The 19,299-nt window shown below is 49.5% G+C and carries 18 protein-coding genes; 9 read left to right on the plus strand and 9 right to left on the minus strand.

The genetic code is table 11. From position 1 onward, the window contains the following. Positions 1-8: 8 nt before the first annotated feature. A complete protein-coding gene (locus CHI14_RS23440; RefSeq protein ID WP_095291781.1) occupies positions 9-1,682 on the plus strand; it encodes an NAD(P)H-hydrate dehydratase in 1,674 nt (557 codons plus the stop codon). A 299-nt stretch (positions 1,683-1,981) separates the two neighbouring features. Here the strand turns inward: CHI14_RS23440 and CHI14_RS23445 are convergent, their stop codons facing one another. Further along, the gene (locus CHI14_RS23445) at positions 1,982-3,592 is read right to left on the minus strand and encodes a gamma-glutamyltransferase family protein (protein ID WP_095291817.1); all 1,611 of its coding nucleotides are present in this window, start codon (positions 3,590-3,592) and stop codon (positions 1,982-1,984) included. Between the two features lie 191 nt (positions 3,593-3,783). Next, complete coding sequence (locus tag CHI14_RS23450) at positions 3,784-4,683, minus strand: glucose 1-dehydrogenase (RefSeq protein WP_095291783.1); 900 nt, start codon at positions 4,681-4,683, stop codon at positions 3,784-3,786. Positions 4,684-4,839: 156 nt separating this feature from the next. On the opposite strand from CHI14_RS23450, the gene fosB reads away from it, so the two are divergent. After that, a complete protein-coding gene (fosB, locus tag CHI14_RS23455; protein ID WP_095291785.1) occupies positions 4,840-5,259 on the plus strand; it encodes a metallothiol transferase FosB in 420 nt (139 codons plus the stop codon). Between the two features lie 134 nt (positions 5,260-5,393). Next, positions 5,394-7,205, plus strand: coding sequence for a S9 family peptidase (locus tag CHI14_RS23460; protein WP_095291787.1), 1,812 nt, complete (start codon positions 5,394-5,396; stop codon positions 7,203-7,205). 123 nt (positions 7,206-7,328) lie between these two features. Here the strand turns inward: CHI14_RS23460 and CHI14_RS23465 are convergent, their stop codons facing one another. From CHI14_RS23465 to CHI14_RS23480, 4 genes are all read right to left on the minus strand, one after another. Continuing rightward, positions 7,329-8,363, minus strand: a complete 1,035-nt coding sequence (locus CHI14_RS23465; protein WP_095291789.1) for an aminoglycoside phosphotransferase family protein — start codon at positions 8,361-8,363, stop codon at positions 7,329-7,331. A 17-nt stretch (positions 8,364-8,380) separates the two neighbouring features. Next, positions 8,381-9,352, minus strand: a complete 972-nt coding sequence (locus tag CHI14_RS23470) for an SMI1/KNR4 family protein (protein WP_095291790.1) — start codon at positions 9,350-9,352, stop codon at positions 8,381-8,383. 153 nt (positions 9,353-9,505) lie between these two features. Then, the gene (locus CHI14_RS23475; protein ID WP_095291792.1) at positions 9,506-10,537 is read right to left on the minus strand and encodes a ribonucleotide-diphosphate reductase subunit beta; all 1,032 of its coding nucleotides are present in this window, start codon (positions 10,535-10,537) and stop codon (positions 9,506-9,508) included. Positions 10,538-10,697: 160 nt separating this feature from the next. After that, a complete protein-coding gene (locus CHI14_RS23480) occupies positions 10,698-13,031 on the minus strand; it encodes a ribonucleoside-diphosphate reductase subunit alpha (RefSeq protein ID WP_095291793.1) in 2,334 nt (777 codons plus the stop codon). Positions 13,032-13,784: 753 nt separating this feature from the next. Here CHI14_RS23480 and CHI14_RS23485 point away from each other — a divergent pair. Then, on the plus strand, positions 13,785-14,111 hold the full coding sequence (locus tag CHI14_RS23485) for an MTH1187 family thiamine-binding protein (RefSeq protein ID WP_095291795.1): 327 nt from the start codon (positions 13,785-13,787) through the stop codon (positions 14,109-14,111). Positions 14,112-14,258: 147 nt separating this feature from the next. On the opposite strand, the gene CHI14_RS23490 is transcribed toward CHI14_RS23485, so the two are convergent. From CHI14_RS23490 to CHI14_RS23500, 3 genes are all read right to left on the minus strand, one after another. Continuing rightward, positions 14,259-14,780, minus strand: coding sequence for a stalk domain-containing protein (locus tag CHI14_RS23490; RefSeq protein ID WP_249281219.1), 522 nt, complete (start codon positions 14,778-14,780; stop codon positions 14,259-14,261). Positions 14,781-15,098: 318 nt separating this feature from the next. Continuing rightward, complete coding sequence (locus CHI14_RS23495) at positions 15,099-16,211, minus strand: PsbP-related protein (protein ID WP_095291798.1); 1,113 nt, start codon at positions 16,209-16,211, stop codon at positions 15,099-15,101. 47 nt (positions 16,212-16,258) lie between these two features. Further along, positions 16,259-16,660, minus strand: coding sequence for a helix-turn-helix domain-containing protein (locus CHI14_RS23500; RefSeq protein WP_095291800.1), 402 nt, complete (start codon positions 16,658-16,660; stop codon positions 16,259-16,261). Between the two features lie 394 nt (positions 16,661-17,054). Between CHI14_RS23500 and CHI14_RS30350 the strand changes: the two genes are divergently transcribed. The 5 genes from CHI14_RS30350 to CHI14_RS23515 all read left to right on the plus strand — a co-directional run. Then, the gene (locus CHI14_RS30350) at positions 17,055-17,159 is read left to right on the plus strand and encodes a sporulation protein YjcZ (protein WP_192262833.1); all 105 of its coding nucleotides are present in this window, start codon (positions 17,055-17,057) and stop codon (positions 17,157-17,159) included. Between the two features lie 50 nt (positions 17,160-17,209). Beyond that, positions 17,210-17,314 (plus strand): YjcZ family sporulation protein, encoded by a 105-nt coding sequence (locus CHI14_RS30355; protein ID WP_212677023.1) that lies wholly within the window; start codon positions 17,210-17,212, stop codon positions 17,312-17,314. Between the two features lie 233 nt (positions 17,315-17,547). Continuing rightward, positions 17,548-17,865: a hypothetical protein gene (locus CHI14_RS30565; protein WP_095291802.1), complete on the plus strand. Its 318-nt coding sequence runs from the start codon at positions 17,548-17,550 to the stop codon at positions 17,863-17,865. A gap of 522 nt (positions 17,866-18,387) precedes the next feature. Continuing rightward, a complete protein-coding gene (locus CHI14_RS23510; RefSeq protein WP_095291804.1) occupies positions 18,388-18,984 on the plus strand; it encodes an RNA polymerase sigma factor in 597 nt (198 codons plus the stop codon). Beyond that, positions 18,981-19,299: zf-HC2 domain-containing protein (locus CHI14_RS23515; protein ID WP_170948250.1), on the plus strand; the 319-nt coding region annotated here is incomplete at its 3' end. The genes CHI14_RS23510 and CHI14_RS23515, both read left to right, overlap by 4 nt.

Below are 19,299 nucleotides of genomic sequence, written 5' to 3' on the forward strand. Positions count from 1 at the left end.
GATGAACCTTGTTTATCGTCACCGCTGAACAGATGCGAGCTGTAGATGAGCATACCATCCACAAGCTGGGCATTCCTGCTGCGAGTCTGATGGAGAACGCGGGCAGAGCCATTGCGGAGGAAGTTATCGCCTTGTGCCGTGAGGAGGCTGCGGGCGGTAGGGTGGTTGAACACAAAAGGCGCCGGGAGCAGGGAGAGGCCCAGCGGGCACACACTGGGCCCGGTGATCGCCAAGGTTTCGGGGGCGACATCATCGCCGATCCGGCGCTGGTGATGGCGCACCCCGCTGATCAGCATTGGTACATGCTGATCGGCAAGGGCAATAATGGCGGGGACGGGCTGGTTGCGGCCCGCCATCTGCTTGAAGCGGGGCTCGGCGTGACCTTGATCTACGCCGATGCGCCCGAGTCACTGCGGGGCGAAGCCGCAGTGCAGCGAGATGCCGCTGCGCAGCTCGGCATCCCTGCCCTTGTCCACGGCCGTGAAGCCGTGGACTTCAGCCGGTGCACAGGCATCGTGGATGCACTGCTGGGCACCGGCTCGCAGGGGGCGCCGCGGGGAGCTTACGCGGCGCTGATTGAGGCGGCGAACGACAGCGGTAAGCCGGTCGTCTCCGCCGATGTGCCAAGCGGGCTGAATGCCGACACCGGAGAGGTACACGAGCCCTGCATTCAAGCCCAGGTGACTGTATGCCTCGCGCTGCTGAAGCGCGGGCTTGTACAGTATCCGGGCGCGTCGGCCGCGGGGCGCATCGTGGTGCGCGCCATCGGCATTCCGGCACGGCTTGCGCCGGAGCACGGTCCTACCGTTCGTCTGTTGACGGAGGAAGTGATGCGCGGTGCCCTGAACGTGGACACGGATCGTCTGCGGGCACCGGATGGGCACAAGGGTACCTACGGCCACGTACTGCTGGCAGCAGGCAGTCTGCCGATGAGCGGCGCAGGTCTGCTCTCGGCCAAGGCTGCAATGCGCGCTGGCTGCGGACTCGCTACATGGGCGCTGCCTGCGGCGCTGCTGCCGCATGTCATCGGCAGTGTGCCTGAGCTCATGCTCGCAGCCGCCGCAGATGGCGACAGCGGCGAGTGGAACGCGGCTTCCGCCGAAGCCGTGCTTCGTCTTGCGGAGAGCCGCGACGTGATTGCAACCGGGCCGGGCCTCGGCCGCTTCGAGGGCGACACCGGCTGGCTGCGCCGCCTGTGGCAACAGACGGATCGCCCGCTCGTCATCGACGCGGATGCCCTCAACATGCTTGCAGACGCGGGCCCATCCGGGCCTCACGACTGGGGCCGGCGCAGTACGGCGACCATTCTGACGCCGCACCCCGGAGAGATGGGCCGCCTGCTGGGCATGCCGACCCCCGAAGTGCAGCGTGACCGGATCGGACACGCTGCACGGTACGCCCGCGAGCAGGGCGTGACCCTGGTGCTCAAAGGAGCACGAACGGTCATCGCAACGCCTTCCGGCGAGGCGTACATTAACACCACCGGGCACGCCGGCATGGCAACGGGCGGCGCCGGGGACGTATTGACCGGCATCATCGCCGGTCTGCTCGCTCAAGGACTCAGCGCGGAGCAGGCAGCCGCTTTTGGTGTATACCTGCACGGCCAGGCCGCCGAGCAGGCTGCGCTGCGGCGCGGCGATCCGGCGTCTCTGCTGGCAGGAGACATCATTGACGCCCTGTGATGCCCCTTGCTGAGAGAGCCGTAGCCTATGTGAACTGAATAATATACTCGGAATTCATCCGTGTAATAGACTAACCCAAAAAGGCAAAGAAAAGATCAGCGAATGATCTCTTCTTTGCCTTTTTGATCTGAAAATCTTGTGACTTGAGGATGATAGCGATTTATGGATAATCATCATTCCTATCGATGGAGACCCTCTATATATCAACGGTTTCTCCTGCCGCCGAAGCAAATGGCCAGCTTATGGTTGCTCCTGTTTGGATACTGCTCACTTTAAACTCAGTTTTAAGCTGAGCTGTATTACCATGCAGCCACCGATCCGTTTGTCCGGCTTTCGGTGCCAGCACATAGTACCCCGCTGCCTGGGTCACGCCATATAATCTGGCCGCGTCCAAACATGGAAGGGTCGAGAGCAACCTGAATATCATGCCCTTTGCGGGCAAGTGCTTGTGCAATATGCTGCGGAAAGCCGGTCTCCACCAGTATCGTTTTGCCTTTTGTCCACTGCCACCTTGGAGAATCCAGTGCTGCCTGCGGATTCAAGTGGAAGTCTACCGTGTTCATGACAACCTGCACATGGCCCTGAGGTTGCATGAAACCGCCCATGACCCCAAATGGGCCAACCGCTTCATCTCCGCGCGTAAGGAATCCTGGGATGATTGTATGATACGTGCGTTTGCCTGGCTCCAGGGCATTGGCCTGATCAGGATCGAGTGAGAAGTTATGACCCCGATTTTGCAGGGCGATACCTGTTCCCGGTACGACCAGCCCGGAGCCGAAGCCCATATAATTGCTCTGAATGAAGGAAACCATGTTGCCTTCACCGTCAGCCGCAGCAAGGTATACCGTACCGCTTCCCTTCGGATTCCCTGCTTCAGGCATGCGTGCTGCGTCACCGATGAGTTTGCGCCGCTCCTTCGCATACGCTTCGGATAGGAGCTCCTTCACCGTCACGCCCATCTTACGTTCCTCGGTTATATATTTTTCACCATCGGCGAATGCGAGTTTCATCGCCTCGAGCTGTCTGTGATATCCGAGCACGGATTCTTTTTCTTCAAAGTCGAATCCTTTGAGCAGATTGAGCGCCGAGAGGGCAATCAGTCCCTGACCGTTTGGCGGAATCTCCCAGACATCGTAGCCTCGATAGGAAACCGAGATGGGATCGACCCATTCAGGCTGAAAGGCCGCCAGATCGTCTTTGGTCAGGTAGCCGCCATGCTCTGCCATAAACGAATGAATGCGCTCCGCCAGTTCTCCTTCGTAAAAGTCACGTGCGCTGCTCTCGCCGATTCGGCGAAGTGTATTCGCGTGATCCGGCGAACGCCACATCTCGCCCGCGGCCGGAACACGCCCGCCTGGAGCGAATGTCTCAAACCAAGCACGCCCGGCTGCCGCATCGCCCTGGCGTGCATAAATGTCCGCTGCCCGTGCCCAGTGGCGCGCCAGCCCAGGCGCAAGCGGGTAACCTTCCTCCGCGTAGCGGATAGCCGGTTCCAGCGCTTCCGCCAGCGTGAGCCGCCCGAAGCGGCGGCTCAGCTCAGCCCAGCCCGCCGGTGCGCCAGGCACCGTCACCGGGATGACCCCAAGCTTCGGCATCTCCGAATGGCCTGCCGCCTTGAGCGCCTCAATGGATATGCCCTGAGGCGCAGGGCCGCTGGCATTCAGGCCGTGCAGCTTGCCCTCGGTCCAGACGAGGGCAAAGGCATCGCCCCCGATGCCATTGGACGTTGGCTCCAGCACGGTGAGCGCAGCAGCCGTTGCAATCGCGGCATCAATGGCGTTGCCGCCTTTTTTTAACACATCCAGACCTGCTTGTGCTGCAAGAGGCTGCGAAGTGGCGACGATGCCTTTGTTGGCATAGACGGGCACACGATAAGAGGGGTACGGTTGATAGAGTGGATCGTAGTTCATCAGACGGTTCAGCTCCTTGTCCCAAGATGTCAGGTTCCGGTATACCGGATGCTTAACTCCTAACCCACTTCGGAACAAGATCCTGATTCTCCTGCTGAACTTGCCAAATCCAACCTGACATGGACGATAAATCGATTAAGCAGTACACCATATTGTTGCATAATACCTATTGGTTTTTACCACGCCTGATCTTAGGTGGTCACCATATCGCCGCCGTTGATATGAATGCACTCACCGGTTACGTACGAAGAATCACGCGATGCGAGATATACATAGGCCGCTGCCAGTTCATAGGGCTGGCCTGCACGACCCATCGGCGTATCTGTTCCGAATACCTGCACATCCTCAGCAGAGAAGCTGGAGGGAATGAGAGGGGTCCAGATTGGACCTGGAGCTACACAGTTGACCCGAATTCCCTGAGAAGCCAGTGATTTGGCGAGTACGCGTGTGAGAGAGACAACAGCCCCTTTGGTGGAGGAGTAGTCGATCAGCTGCACGTTGCCCTTATAGGCTGTAATGGAAGCCGTATTGATAATGGAAGCCCCTTTGCACATGTGCGGGAGAGCGGCCTGGATCAGAAAAAAATAGGAAAACACATTAGTCTGGAACGTATGGTAGAGCTGTTCCTCCGTAATGTCGACAATACTCGGCTGCACATACTGCACCGCATGATTGTTGACCAGAATATCTATTTTCCCGAAGGTTTCCATCGTAGTACGGATGACGGCGTCACAGTTTTTCTTCAGCCGAAGATCGACCTCAATGAGCAGACAGCGCTGACCCAGTTCTACAATACGATCGCGAGTCCACTCGGCATCCGTCCGTTCATACAGGTAAGCAATGACAATATCGGCACCTTCCTTGGCATAAGCAATGGCTGCGGCTCTGCCGATTCCACTGTCCCCACCCGTAATGATGGCTACTTTGCCATCCAGTTTGCAGCTACCGATGTATGCCGGATCCTCGCTAATGGGTTCAGGTACCATGAGTGTTTCCAGACCAGGCTGCCGGTCCTGATGCTGGGGTGGAAATGCCAGTTTTTGCTCTTTGCAGACCGTCTTCTCACCATAAAAAGGGTAGACAGGATTCATTCGCTTTACATCCTCCTCGAACATTCATTGATATGCCTAAACTATGCGTTCGCCCAGAAGAAGGTGCGGTGAGAGAAGAAGTCATTTGTTTTTTGAAGGAGAAATATACCATAATAAGGATGTGAGTAATCAAAATAGTGGAGGTGTCAGGAGCGAGTGAATATACAGGGAATTAATCATCTGTGCTTTTCCGTATCCAATCTGGAACGATCCATTACCTTCTATGAGCAGGCTCTCGGTGCCCGGATTCAAGTGAAGGGCCGCAAGCTGGCGTATTTTGAACTGGCGGGTCTCTGGATCGCTTTGAATCAGGAGGATGTTATTCGCAATTATACGGAACGAACCTATACACATATTGCCTTCACTGTGAAGGAAGAGGAGTTTGATACCTCTGTGCAAGAGCTAAAGGCAGCAGGGGCCGATATTCTTCCTGGCAGAGCACGCGATCCCAGAGATGCAAGGTCTGTTTATTTTACCGATCCCGATGGTCATCTGTTCGAACTGCACACAGGCACTATGAAACAAAGACTCGATTATTATCGTGAAGATAAACCACATATGACTTTTTATACGTGAAAATGGATCAGATAATTCATGTAGAGGAATATGACATGAGTATTGTGTAAACAATGGAATTTCCTGTAATATGGACAAATATACCTTAATTCACCACCGTTAAATACTTTTGTTCATTCCCAAGGAGGTTTGTCATGCTTCAGTTTCCCAAACCGGATGTAGAGCAGTATTTCCAGACGTATCGCATTTCGCACTTTGCCGTATCGGCTGATGAGAAACGTTTGTTTTTTGACAGCAATCTGAACGGTGAACCGAATATCTGGGCGATGGATCTGCCGGGTGGATACCCGTATCCCTTGACGTATTTGAACCAGAGCAGTCAGTTTATTAAGCCTGATCCGCTTGGACGCCATATTCTCACGGGTTTTGATCGGGACGGCGATGAGAACTATCATCTATATGCGCTTAAACCGGAGGGTGGCGTGCCGCTGCCCATTGTGCCTGCTGAGCCGAATGACCGCTGTTATTTCTCGGAGTTGTCCGAGGATGGACAGCGACTGTATTACGTGACGAGTGCGGGTAACCCGAATTATCTCAATTCACGTCGACGCGACCTGGAGACCGGTGAGGATGTGCTGTTGTACAGCGGGGAAGAGGCAACAAGCTACTTGGTTGCGGTAAGTCCCGACGAGAAGAGTTTCGTCATTGTGAAAATGTATTCCAATACGTATCAGACAGCGCACCTGCACTTGGAAGGGGAGATGATATCTATTCTGCCCGATTCGGAGAGACAGAGCCAGGTATCCGAAATTCTATTTGCAGATGACCATCGCCTTTTGCTCGTCACCAATGATAAGGAAGAATACTCTTATGTGGCTGAATATAGACTGGATACCCGCGAGTTCCGACCTTTGTGCAAAATTGAAGGGGAGGACGTGGAGATGATTCGCTGGCATAAGGCATCGGAGACATTGTATTTCTGGACGCTTACAGGTACGGAAAACCGAATGTACATCCTGGGCAAAGATGCTGCGCAGCCGCGTCGTCTCGACATGCCTTTGGATACGGTAGAACAGACGCGCGTAACCAAAGCGGGCAATGTGTACATTCTTGGGCGGGGTGCGATTCAGCCGCATAATATCTACCGATTGCCTGCGGGGAGTGATTCTTGGGAATCACTCACGGCCAACCGGGTGACAGGGCTTGATCCGGATGATCTGGTCTATCCTGACCTGGTTCGGTACAACTCCTATGATGGTCTGGAAATCGAGGCACTTTTCTTTAAAGCCAAGCCGGAGCAGGCCAACGGTTACACGGTGTTCTGGCCGCATGGTGGACCACAGGCCTCGGAAGCCAAGTTTTTCCGGCCGATGTTCCAGCTGATGCTGGCACAGGGCTATCATATTTTTGCACCAAACTTCCGTGGAAGCACCGGGTATGGTGCCGAGTTTGTGAAGATGGTAGAGCGGGACTGGGGCGAGGGACCGAGGCTTGACTGTGTTGCCGGCATAAATTGGCTGTTTGACCAAGGCATCTCCTCACCAGATCGCCTGTTTGTGGTTGGAGGCAGTTATGGCGGGTACATGACGCTGCTGCTTGCGGGTCGTCATCCCGAGCTGTTCCGGGCAGCGGTCGATATCTTTGGGCCAAGCAACCTGTTTACGTTCCTGGAATCCGTCCCGGAGGATTGGAAACCGATGATGGATAACTGGCTCGGTGACCCCGTTCGCGACCGTGAGCGGTTAACGAAGGACTCGCCCATCACTTACCTTGACCAGATGGTAAACCCGATGCTGGTCATTCAAGGCGCGAATGATCCAAGGGTTGTGAAGGCCGAATCGGATCAGATCGTGGCGGCACTTCAGGATAAGGGCGTAGACGTGGAGTATATCGTATTGGACGATGAGGGTCACGGCTTCTCCAGAAAGACGAATGAGATTCTTGTGTATCGGCGGATGCTGGAGTTTTTGCAGAAGCATCAGGAAGCGCCTGTAACGCAAGCCTAAGCTAAACTTACCGTTTGACCATTTAGTTAGCAAGACAGGATAAAAAACGACCGAAACAGGGGAAGTCTCTGATTTCGGCCGTTTTTTTGTTTATTCTTATTCGTTGCATTCAGATCGGCTGCTTTAATCAATCAATCCTAGCACAGAATCGATATATTGCTGCGCCCAGACTGTAAAAGGCAGGTCTGCCTCCCATGTGACCCGATTGGTCGCTTTGGCTTCGCCCCATACCAGAATACGCTGATACAGCAGATGAATCCCTAAGCGAACGGCGAAGTGTTTGCATCGCTCTTCGTCATCAGCGCAGACAAGTTCCCGGTAAGTGTACAGAAAGCGCTTGGCAAGCTCGGGCTGATTTTTATGTATATACATGGCTGTCATTTTGGTCAGATCTGCCGTACCGTCCCCGAAATATGAGGTAGTAAAATCAAACAGGCCACTAATGCGCCAGTCGGAAGCATGGCTGCCAACCTTCTGGATGACAAAGTTCTCCACCTTGAAATCTCCCATGACAAAACCCGGAACGGGCATGGCCCCAAATGCAGCCTCTGCATGGCTAAGCTGTTCATCCACCCAAGCTATATCTGCATCCGTAATGACAGAGTACTTCTGGGCATCCAGCAACCAGTGACGGATGGTTCCATACAGCCAGTCGAGATAAGTACCCGCAAAGGGAACGATTCGTTCGGCTATGGGGTCATACTCGCCTGCATCCGGTACTTTCCATCGATGCAGTTCAATCAGGCTACGGGCGAGCATGGAGGCAATCTCTTCTTGCTCATCCTGTCCGAGTACGGCCTGGAGCGAAGAATCATACAGGTGTTTTCCCGGTAAACGAGGCATGATCGCGTAACTCCAACCCAGTAAGTCCGTGTTTTTTTGCAGCAGGTAGGGGACGGGTACAGGAATGGCCGTGTGCTCAGCTAACTGCTGGGCGAAAAACTGTTCTTCCTGCAGCTGTCCAACATACAACGGGTTGCCTTTCAAAATATACTCCCCTTGAGAGGTACGGATGAGCAATGTCTGGCCCATGACTCCCTTTTCGGTTTGTTTATATTCTTCAAGGATTCCCAGGTCGAATTCATGGAGTGCTTCTTGAAGTGAAGAGAATGCAACATCGCCAATTTTGTGGGTAGCAAAATAAATTCGGGTTGTCATAAGGGCCTCCTGCCGGTTTAGTCCTCGTCCTCTTCGTCCAGATCGAACGTTTCCTCATCCACCAGTCCACGAACAAACGCTTCAAAGTTGGGTGCCAGGTAAGTGATCTCATAGTCATCTTCCTGGTCCACATGTACAACGCAGGGCTCACCTTGCGGACCGCAGAAACGATAATCCAGCATCACGACATCATGACCGGCAGATGGACAGTCACAGATCACAATGCCCAGATCAGGATATCCCCAGTCCTCAATCATGAAGCGACTTCCCATTTCTCCGGTAAGGGAATAGGACTTGTCATTCCCAATGCCCATCATGCCGGTAATGGCGATATGATTTTCCGCCCAGGATGTAGCTTCTTCTGTAGGGGAAACGGTACGTGCAGGAACTCCACCGTTTTGAATGTTCATTAATTGAATATAGGAAGCAGGCAGTTTGTAACCCAGTTCCTGCTCGGTAGAGATGATTTGGCTTTCATTAAAAGGAGAAGAAACATAGCTGCTCTGTGCATAGTCACTATGCTCCCAAAATGTGGAGGGATCATAGGAGCCTGAGGCCGCTCTAAGGTGGTTCTGGATCCCGCTTTGTTTCCATTCAGCCAGCTTCTCTAGATGACGCTGCCGGTCCCGCTGCATTTTTACAACTTTGGAACGGGTTGAATTCAGAAATTCGAGTGTCGAATCATCATAGGGCTGAAGCCGGTCAGTCTGTTCAAATGCTTGCAAGGCCTGATCGTATAGGGCCATATGGTAATAGGCATAACCCAGACGGAATTGCCAGAGTGGATCCCATTTGCCTTGCTCTTCAACGGATTTAAGCTGCTGAATGGCTTCACGGTATCGTGCACTATTGTTATATGCTCTCGCTAGATGACCTGTCAGGTCATAATTCCGATCGGGTACAGGGATCTGTTCTATGCGTTTGATAATGAGACCAAACAGGTCCTGGTCATGCCAGGTGTTCAATTGATCAAGCAGTTCTCGTTCCATCCTTTAGCCTCATTTCAATAGGAGATTCAAACCTTCTCCATTATATTACAGAATTTTCATCCATGGGGAGAAGGGTACAAAACGTAACAAAAACACTCCCATATAGGGAGTGTTTTATGGATATATTGTGTCTTTTGTACACTATATCTGAACTTACAAATCGTCGAATCCGTTGTCGTCGCCGACTTTACCATAGTTACGGGATTTCGCCTCGAAGAAGTCTGTTTTTGTTGCATTGAGTGCTTCATCAGAGAAAGGCTTGATCCAAGGCATGCAGTTTACATCCACGCCTTCGTAAGCTTTATCCATGCCCATGAGACGCAGACGTTTGTTGGCGATGTATTTGATGTAGTCTTCCAACTCGTTCAGGTCAATTCCGCGAACATTGCTGAGCGTGTAATGTGCCCAGTTGGTTTCCAGCTCGACGGCACGGTCGATTGTTTTGTAGACATAGTCCATGTTCTCAGGCGTGTTCAGTTCAGGGAAGTCAACGAGCAGCTGCTTGAACACTTCAGCGAAGAAGTAGCAGTGCTGATTCTCATCACGCTGAATGTAAGAGATCATCTGGCTGGTTGCCATCATCTTCTGGTCACGAGCCAGGTTGTAGAAGAAGGCGAATGTACTGTAGAAGAAAATACCTTCAAGTACTAAGTCGGCTACCATGGCTTGGAAGAATGTCTGTGGAGACGGCTCGTCCCGGAAGCTTTGATAGATATCGGCGATAAACCGGTTGCGGTCGAGCAGCACGGGATCATGTTTCCAATATTCAAAAATCTCTTTTTGCTCCCGATCAGATACGATGGAAGACAGAACGTAGGAGTATGATTGGTTATGAACGACTTCCTGTTGTCCGATAATGGCCGAGATCGCTTCGAGCGAAGAATCGGTGAAGTACCGTTTAACGTCACCTACAAACATCGTTTGCATGGAATCAAGTACAGCCAGCAGGGAAATGTTGATTTTGAATGTACGCTGTTCTTCCGGATCCAGTTGGGCGAATTGGGATGCATCCTTGGACATTGGAATTTCGTCAGCAATCCAGTGGTTGAGCAGCAGTACTTTGTACAGCTTGTACATATGAGGCATACGAATGTCGTTCCAGTTCAGAATCCCGGAGCATTCACCTTCAATAATTCGAGTCGATTGGTTAGGTGCTTCTGTATTGAAAATTTTCTGTACTTGCATAATCCGTTCACTCCTCAATTCAAACTTTTAGTTCAGGCATCTATATCAACATCGCTGGGATGCTGTGATCGTAATTTGGGCAAAAAAGTACCAGGGCAACGCCATTTTGCAATCAAAACAGGATGCCCTGGTAGTCATCGTGAAACGAATAATCTATCGATCAGCTTGCGCAGGAGTCACATTCTTCAATCGTCAATGCACGGCTGCGAACATAATAGGTCGATTTCAGACCCGCTCTCCAGGCATGCAGGTGCAGTTCAAGGAACTCCGTTGCTTTGATATCAGGACGGACATACAGGTTGAAGCTTTGTCCCTGATCGACGTGACGTTGACGGGCAGAAGCCATGTTGATGGAAGCATGCTGATCCACCAGGAAGGCCGTTTTATAGTACCAGATGGTTTTGTCCGACAGGTCTGGTGCCGGGTTGGCAATCTTGTATGTTGTTTTCTCTTCATAGGACAACAACTCATAGAGCGGGTCGATACTTGCAGTAGATCCGGCAATGATGGATGTTGAACCATTAGGTGCGATCGCGAACAACCATGCGTTACGTACACCGTTTTGCTGAACTTCAGCCTGGAGCTCTTTCCACTGTTCGGTCGTTACGAATTCGCCTACGCGCTCACCCGTCGTGTAATCACGCTGCTCGAAGTATTTGCCGCTCTCCCAGTCGGAACCTTTGAATTTCGGATAGTGTCCTTTTTCCTTGGACAGTTCCATGCTGGCTTTGACGAGCAGGTAGTTGATTTTTTCGTACAGGTTATCGTTGTAGGTTACAGCCTCATCGGATTCCCAACGGATGCCCTCAAGAGCAAGCAGGTGGTGAAGTCCGAATGTACCCAAGCCTACGGCACGGTATTGGCTGTTGGTATATTGGGCTTGCAGTACTTCAATGTTATTAATATCAATGACGTTATCCAGCATGCGAACCTGAATCGGTACCAGACGCTCCAGTACGTTATGAGGCACGGCACGTGCCAAGTGAATGGAGTTCAGGTTGCAGACCACGAAGTCGCCAGGCACTTTGGAAATCACGATGCGTGTTTGACCATCCTTGGTTACAAGCTCTTCTTTTTCTACTACCGTTGCAGACTGGTTCTGCATGATCTCGGTACAGAGGTTGGACGAGTACACCATGCCGTGGGCACTGTTCGGGTTGGAACGGTTAACCGTATCGCGATAGAACATATAAGGCGTACCTGTTTCAAGCTGTGATTTCATGACACGTTTCATAATATCGATGGCTTGTACCGTAATACGGGACAACAGCGGGTGGTTTACCGCTTCTTCATACTTTTGGCGGAATGTGCCTTCGCCGAAGGACTCGTCATAGAAATCTTCCAAGCCGAGTGCGCGGCCGTTTTCGTCTTTCCAACCCATGATCTTTTTCGTTTCATGCGGGCAGAACAGGCTCCACTCACCGCGGCTGGCTACACGTTCCATGAACAGGTCAGGCAGACATACGCCGTGGAATACGTCATGCGCACGCATACGCTCGTCCCCGTTGTTCAGCTTCAGATCCAGGAAGGCCAGAATGTCTTTGTGGAAGACGTCCAGGTAAACGGCAATTGCACCCTTGCGTGTTCCCAGCTGATCTACGCTAACGGCTGTATTATTCAGTTGGCGAATCCAAGGGATTACGCCGGAGCTTGTGTTTTTGTGACCACGGATGTCTGAACCACGTGCTCTGACTTTACCGAGGTACACACCGATACCGCCACCCATTTTGCTAAGTCTAGCTACATCCGTATTGGAATCAAAGATGCCCTCAAGGGAGTCATCCACGGTATCAATGAAGCAGCTGGAGAGTTGTCCTGCCACTTTTTTACCTGCATTGGACATAGTCGGCGTGGCAGCTGTCATATACATGTTGCTCATCGCCCAATAAGCTTCCTTAACCAGATGCATGCGGTTCTCTGCAGGCTCCTGGTGCATCAGATACATGGCGATAACCATGTAGCGCTCTTGAGGCAGCTCCATTACTTTGCCGTCAAAGTCATTTGCGAGATAGCGTTCTGCCAGTGTGAGCAAGCCGATGTAGTCAAAGAGCAAATCGTTGCGGTAATCAATGCATTCCGCCAGTTCATCAATTTGTTCTTTGGTGTAGCACTCCAAAAGTTCTTCACGGTAGATGCCTTTTTTCACAAGGTCTACAAGGAGAGGATAGAATGCACCATAAGGCTCGTCCGGATAAGATTTGTATCTACGGTTGGTAGCCGCTTTTTTGTATAGGGAAGTAAGCAGCGAGCGTGCCGCCGCGAATTTCCAGTTCGGCTCCTCTTTGGTTACCAGTTCCAGTGCGCTCATCATAAAAGCGTTACTGATCTCGTCTCCGGTTACTTCGTCACGACGAAGTTTGCTGTTAACCCCGCGTACCAAACGTTCCTTGTCCAGCATGTCCAGTCCTTCCAGGATACGGTCGGCATATACCGAGATACGCATATCGTCAAAGGCAAGCTGGCGGTTGTTCGGCTTGATCACAACTTGTGGCATGAATATTCCTCGCTTTCGCATGATTAAGAGATAAATTGGAGAAATTCTTATATAAAGAATTGAGTGTCTTCTTACGGTGAGAAAAAAATAGATACTTCCAATGGACTGCGGTGGTGACAGTTTGCGCATGCAAAGACCCCGTAACATAGGAGCAGCTTCAGAACATGATCATATAAAAAGCACTCCCCGCCTGACGGCCTGAAAATGCCCATGAATGCACTGGCTTCCTGACAGTCGCAAATATACGTCGACTGCAAGGTGCTATTATGTAAGGTTGTGTCCATATCTAGTTGCGACTGTCATAGAGGCAACCGGGTGCAGTCCAAACAGCCCCGTTAACCTCGGCGTCAGTTCTGTTTCGAGAAAGCGATTTTCACCTACAGGGACGTGCCTTGGAAGGTGATTCCATCCTGTTTTTCGCGAGATTGCAGAAGATGACTTTCAGAAGTGGGGAAACGCTTTGTCACTACATTTTGTTGCTGTTATCCTACTCTAACCCAACATCTTGTGTTTGTAAACAGGTTCAGCACACTAAAACGTAATTCCGAGTATACCATTTACGGCATGAATCCGCAAAGGAAAAGGACTGGAAGATTTGAAGATTATTCAAAAAAAAATTTTGTCCAAATGGAATGACGTCTTCACGTCAGTTTGAATTGTGACGCCTTCAACTGGTAAAATAAAAATAGTCAAAATTGCGCTAAATATAGCGACAACGTTAATCTACGAAGCTGAAAAGGGAGGCGGAGCAGGATGGCAATAGCAGAAGTGACCGTAATTCCAATTGGAACAGGAACGACCAGTCTAAGCAGTTATGTGGCCGACATGCAGGCCGTATTGGAAAACCAGCGTGGCATTACATATCAGCTGACTTCAATGAGCACCATTATCGAAGGACCGCTGAACGAGGTCTTCACAGCCATAGCGGCTCTGCATGAAGCTCCGTTTCTATCGGGCGCCCAGCGGGTCTCTACATCCGTTAAGATTGACGATCGGCGGGATAAACCGGATGCCTCCAGCATACAGAAGCTGCAATCCGTTCAGGACAAGCTGGCATCCCGTGAGGTACGTCCGAATTAGGGATTAGGATGGGGTTGGTCGAATTCGCTATTCTTTCGGACGGGGTAATACCCTTTCTCAGCAGGAGCTAGGTAACTCTGACAGAGGAACAGCAGAGGAAAGAGCCTCGCCGGAGATATATCCCGCGAGGCTCTTTATTAAAGTGAATTACTTGATTAAACCAGCTTTTTTCAGATCTCCACGGTTCAATACCAGAGAACCCTGCAATTTTTTGTAACGAATTGTTTTACCCGATGGATCTGCTACCACCTTTTCTTCGTTTTCCTTAAGACCATTCGCATTAACACTCAGAATGGTTTTAAGATTTTTTGATACATTATAAACATCCGCGGAGTCTCCCTTGAGTGCAACGTCGTATCCATTGGAGGCAGATAAATCAATTAGAGTAATCCAGTCTGCTTGAGTTTGACTCTTTGCAGAGAATTCGATAGAGCGGGTCGCACTTGCGTAATTTACTTCATAACCAAGAATTTTGGCTGCTTCACGAAGTTGTAGGTATGTATTGCCCTTATAAAGTAGTTGATCGGATGTTACCGATTTGGACTGACCGTTAACAATAACTTTGAAGTTCGCCAACGTTGCTTGCACCTTTTGGGAGGTTGCAGCCACAGCCATGGAAGAAGAACCAACTAACATTCCTATAGATAAAGCAAGAATAACTTTTTTCATTTTCACCTTTATCATCAACTCCTATGTAAATGTGTTATACCTGAGAATAATACCCTAATCAGGGAGGATTGACACGGGTGAAATATATTATTTTTTTACTTCTTACGAATCAATATGAATGCGATTTATCACGGGGAGTTGTACCTAAAAATAAACATAAATATATAGTTGGAGTGTAAAAATGGTACTTACGATTTGTGTTAATAAAGTTATGATTATGACGAGGGGACTATGTGATTTCGTGTTTGTGATAACTAAATGAGGCAGGAAATGAAGAGAACTCAACCTTCTAGGTTGAGTTCTTATTTGTGCAAGGAATTATTCAGCGATAACCAGTGAAGCTCCAATCAACGTGGAATTGGTAAAACCGCCTCCGACATTTTGGAATGAGTAGTTGGCAATAGGTGCACCAATTACGGTAGCGTAATCTCCATCAAGTAAATCTCCAGTTGTTGCTGGGTATAGTGCTGTAACATAGTTACCGTTATCATCCATAACAAGAACAATTGAAAAAGTTGATCCGAGAGAGTTATCCTCTTCAACCTGAATGACTTGTCCGCTGACACTGACAAAATCCTCATAATAGTTAGCCACGTTTTTATTCAGATGTCTGGTTGTAACCTTGGAGTCAACAAGACCTTTTGCCTTTTTGCGAAGATCCGCTGTACTCGCAGGGAACAAATCACTATTGCCGGCAATGAAATCGTAAGAAGCCTGCTCTAATGCAGCTGTGTTATCTGTGACAAAAGGTGTTAAATCATTGAAGAAATTTGCAGCTGTGCTTTCAGCAGCCGTGCTCCCGGCAGTCTGTTCCAAAGGAGCAGAGATACTTAGGGAATTAATGATTTCGTTAATTGTATCCTGATTATAAGAATCTTTGGAAGAGGTTATCGTCATGGTGTAGAGTTCACTATTAGTCGGAATCATGTACTGGACGATAACTATATTGGTGCCCGAAGTGTGTGTATAGTTTCCTTCCAAAACCCCGGCGTTATATTCTTTGTAGGGCTTATTGGTATAACTAACTTTCTTATAATTGGAAATGCCAATAGATTCACCGTTTTGTGTGTAATAGTCTACAACATTATTGGCAAACTCTTCAGGATTAATTGAACCCGATGGGCTGGATTCGATGGTGAAATTAATGTTATCTGCAAATTGTGATGATGTTGACTGGTCAGAAAATGCTGCTTTGACTGCTGCATTCATTTGACTTGTATCTACGCTTTTCCAGTGATCTGGATAAGAAAATGAGAAGCCTTCCCCACTGTATGTAGTATATTTGGTAGTCTTAGCCTCGGCAGAGACTGTTTCAGTTGCACTTGTACTTGTTGTTTCTGTAGTTGGTGTGTCTGCTGTTTTGGATGTTTCTGAATTACTGCAAGCACTAAGCAATGCAGTTAATGCCAGAATCGTAATAAGTTTTTTCATGATCTCTAATATCCCCTAATGTGCTTCTCATCGGATGAGATTTTGTCTTAAGTCATCGTGTGTTTACGGTGCTCCAGAGTTGAGTTCTCGTAGTTACTCATAATAAAGTTGAAAAATTGCAGGGTTTCCTTTTTAAGCTGATCAGGTGCATTAAGAAAACTCTTTAAGAAAGTCCCATGTACAGGATGATCCAGATATGAAATGAATTCTTGATTCAGATTTCCAATCGGAGATGCTAATGACGACTCAGGAGTTAGACCGATAAGATAATCTGCACTGGTATCCAAAGTCTTTACTAAACAACATAAAGCTTCAGGATCAGGTTTTCTGTGATTGGTTTCATACCGGGACAATTGGACTATGGTGAGATCCGTTTTTTCTGATAATTCCTTCTGTGAATACCCCTTAATTTCTCTTAAATGCTTAATGCGCTCACCCAAAGTAGGCATAAAGACTCCTTTCCACATGAATAGTAAAATAATAACATTACTAAATAAAAGAGAATATAAAATTACCAAAAAGGTAATTTTGGAACGATTAATCAACAGATTAACCTATAAATAATACCATTATGGCAATATTTGTGCATCCATTTTAAATGGAGTGATACAGTTAGCGCCACTATATAAACAATTAAGCTCAAACATGCGCATCTATCCAAAGAACTAGTGGTTGTTGAAATATGCAAATGTAGAGAACTGGAATCCGTATCTAAGTAGTTATGTTAAATAAATGAGGATGCTTCTAGGGTGGTGGACATCAGCCCATTTTTGTCTAGAGCCCGGTCTGGGAAAGGACTTCTGCATATAGTGAACTGTACCTCAAATCAAAGGAGGGTTTTACATGAGTGGAGTTGTAGGTGGATACGGCGGAGCATGGACATCGACTGGTGCCATTTTGGTTCTCTTCATCCTGTTGGTCATCATCACTAAATCTTTCTGGGTATAATAGCATTTATTAGCCCCACACACGAATTCTCTGGTAAAGGGGGGTTCTCCATGAGCGAAGTCGGAGGCGTAGGATACGGCGGCTGGACATCGACTGGAGCCATCTTGGTTCTGTTCATTCTCCTCGTCATCATTACTAAATCTTTCTGGGTGTAATATAGCGAACTCTGCCGGTTACCCGGCAGGGTTTTTTTAGGCTGTGGACAAGCTGGACGGGTGGCTGGGATAGAAGAAGCATACAGAAATCAGATTAAAAAAACACAGGTAAATTCCACGCTAGTCCAAGGCAAAAAGTGCCCATTTTATGCAAATGAGGGCCATAGCCCGGTCCAGCGGTAGGCAAAATACATAGCTTAGGGGTGTAGGCAAATGCTAAGGAGGAATGAACAATGAGCGAAGTTAAACCGAATTCACCGAACGGACAGGGACACGTATACGGACATATGGGAGGTCATGAACATATGCATGGTTACCCATACACAGGTCACGAAATGTACGGTTACGGATGCGGAACAATGCCGCTTGGATACGGATATGGTTACGGGTATGGGCACCACGCGAACCAGGCCCCAATGGTGCACGGTTATGGTTACAGCAAAGGCTGTGGAACGTCTTATGGTCACGGTGGGGGAAGCTGGGGATCCATGGGTACCATTCTGGTGCTGTTCATCCTGCTGGTCATTATCTCCAAAACCATGTTCATCTAAGTGAGAACTTTTCGACAAAGATAGGATAATTAAATTAGGAAATATGTAATCAGACATGGAAAAGCACCCGGAACCCAATTCCGGGTGCTTGGTTTGTGTATGTTTTCAATCTTCTCAAGAATAAGTGACTTCCAAAACAACAAAAGCCCTACCTCTCTTTTGTCCTTGCGGCTCCGATGACCGCGCCAGTGTGAATGGGAAAATCTTGTGAAACTCTGTTATACCGGGTTAATGTGATTCAGGTTCTTCAATCTCCATAGGTTGGTTATACATATTCGCTGCGGTCGCAGCATGAAGAAAATATTCCGGGGTTAAAAGAAGATAGAAAATCAGTTGAGGTTTAATTCCAACTTTAAGAGTATACCACAGTCTGTAATTTTTTGCAAGATAAAGGAAGGGTGGAGTGTTTCGCGAGGAAAAAATCATGAAAAGTTTTCAGATTTTTTCTTCTACAAGGTAATCCTCTTCAAAAGTTTTTTCGTAGGTTATAATGTTGAGGGAGATCAAGAAAGGGGCCCTCGCATGACTGAATCAATGGAGGACAGCAGGTTAATGCAACAGATCGCAGAGAGGGATGCATCTGCACTGGAGCTTTTATATGACCGCTATGAGCGGGCAGTGTATTCGTTTGCCTACCGGATCGTAGGTGATCCAATGACGGCAGAAGAAACGGTACAGGAACTGTTTCTGCGAGTCTGGAATAACGCAGAACGATACGAGGCCTCCCAGGGGAAGCTAACCACATGGATGTTTGCCATAACGCGAAACATTGCAGTGGATATGCTGAGGCGCAAATCGAAAGGTGCCGCGACAACGGCGGTAGAGAACGAATCTCTGGCAGCGTATGCCGACGAACAAACCAATACGGAACAAGAAGTGGAACGGAAGTGGGAAGGGACCCGAATCAGGGAAGCCTTATCCCAATTGAATCGCGATCAGCAGCAGGTTATTGAATCCATATATTACGGGGGATTAACGCAGCAGGAAGTATCCAGCCGATTCGGGATACCGCTGGGTACGGTCAAGAGCCGGGTCAGGTTAGCAATGAAGCAGCTTCAGAAGCTGCTAGCCGATGCTGAATTGCAGCCAGACGCGGGAAGGGAGGGCATACATCCATGATAGAACGACATGAAGAGTGGTCTGATCTGGCACCGATGTATGTGCTGGGCGGACTGGAAGCCGAGGAAGTGGAAGCATTTGAGGCACATATGGCTACGTGCGAAGCATGCCGCCAGGAAGTGAAGGAATTGCAGGAAGTTACCGGCTTCCTGCCACTCACGGCGGAACCAGTTGCTCCGCCGCCGGGCATGCGGGCACGTGTGCTGGGCAACGTGCTCAGCCGCGCGCAGGAGAGCGCCGAGGCGAAGCCGGTGGCTGCTCCTGCCGAGCCTGAAGCACCCGCGGTGCAGCATGCAGATGCGGCGCAGCCCGGGC

The organism is Paenibacillus sp. 7516, from assembly GCF_002272715.1.
GTDB classification, from domain to species: domain Bacteria; phylum Bacillota; class Bacilli; order Paenibacillales; family Paenibacillaceae; genus Paenibacillus; species Paenibacillus illinoisensis_A.

Coding starts and splice junctions, on each gene's coding strand:
- CHI14_RS23445 (WP_095291817.1), bottom strand. CDS start 3,592: ATGAACTACGATCCACTCTATCAACCGTACCCCTCTTATCGTGTGCCC.
- CHI14_RS23450 (WP_095291783.1), bottom strand. CDS start 4,683: ATGAATCCTGTCTACCCTTTTTATGGTGAGAAGACGGTCTGCAAAGAG.
- CHI14_RS23460 (WP_095291787.1), top strand. CDS start 5,394: ATGCTTCAGTTTCCCAAACCGGATGTAGAGCAGTATTTCCAGACGTAT.
- CHI14_RS23465 (WP_095291789.1), bottom strand. CDS start 8,363: ATGACAACCCGAATTTATTTTGCTACCCACAAAATTGGCGATGTTGCA.
- CHI14_RS23470 (WP_095291790.1), bottom strand. CDS start 9,352: ATGGAACGAGAACTGCTTGATCAATTGAACACCTGGCATGACCAGGAC.
- CHI14_RS23475 (WP_095291792.1), bottom strand. CDS start 10,537: ATGCAAGTACAGAAAATTTTCAATACAGAAGCACCTAACCAATCGACT.
- CHI14_RS23480 (WP_095291793.1), bottom strand. CDS start 13,031: ATGCCACAAGTTGTGATCAAGCCGAACAACCGCCAGCTTGCCTTTGAC.
- CHI14_RS23485 (WP_095291795.1), top strand. CDS start 13,785: ATGGCAATAGCAGAAGTGACCGTAATTCCAATTGGAACAGGAACGACC.
- CHI14_RS23490 (WP_249281219.1), bottom strand. CDS start 14,780: ATGAAAAAAGTTATTCTTGCTTTATCTATAGGAATGTTAGTTGGTTCT.
- CHI14_RS23495 (WP_095291798.1), bottom strand. CDS start 16,211: ATGAAAAAACTTATTACGATTCTGGCATTAACTGCATTGCTTAGTGCT.
- CHI14_RS23500 (WP_095291800.1), bottom strand. CDS start 16,660: ATGCCTACTTTGGGTGAGCGCATTAAGCATTTAAGAGAAATTAAGGGG.
- CHI14_RS30350 (WP_192262833.1), top strand. CDS start 17,055: ATGAGTGGAGTTGTAGGTGGATACGGCGGAGCATGGACATCGACTGGT.
- CHI14_RS30355 (WP_212677023.1), top strand. CDS start 17,210: ATGAGCGAAGTCGGAGGCGTAGGATACGGCGGCTGGACATCGACTGGA.
- CHI14_RS30565 (WP_095291802.1), top strand. CDS start 17,548: ATGAGCGAAGTTAAACCGAATTCACCGAACGGACAGGGACACGTATAC.
- CHI14_RS23510 (WP_095291804.1), top strand. CDS start 18,388: ATGACTGAATCAATGGAGGACAGCAGGTTAATGCAACAGATCGCAGAG.